Annotated in this window: 1 pseudogene; it reads right to left on the bottom strand. The window is 47.4% G+C overall.

Annotated features, from left to right (window positions below):
* Nucleotides 1–51: 51 nt before the first annotated feature.
* A pseudogene (locus tag ACTHS4_RS12730) lies at nt 52–232 on the bottom strand (glutaredoxin domain-containing protein); the annotation flags it as partial.

Below are 232 nucleotides of genomic sequence, written 5' to 3' on the forward strand. Positions count from 1 at the left end.
GCTACCCACGCCCTTTGTCACCAAGTGTCCATTACGGAATATTGTGGATAATTAAACATTCAGCCCTTCTTGCAGTTCGCCGGCTTCGTACAATTCCATCAAAATGTCAGAACCGCCGACAAATTCGCCGTTGACGGACAGTTGAGGAATAGTCGGCCAGTCGCTTTATTCTTTAATGCCTTGGCGTACGGCATAGTTTTCCAATACGTTGACAGTCACATAGTCGGTGCAC

This window comes from Neisseria sp. P0014.S009 (genome assembly GCF_051958155.1).
In the GTDB taxonomy this organism is placed as follows: domain Bacteria; phylum Pseudomonadota; class Gammaproteobacteria; order Burkholderiales; family Neisseriaceae; genus Neisseria; species Neisseria flavescens_C.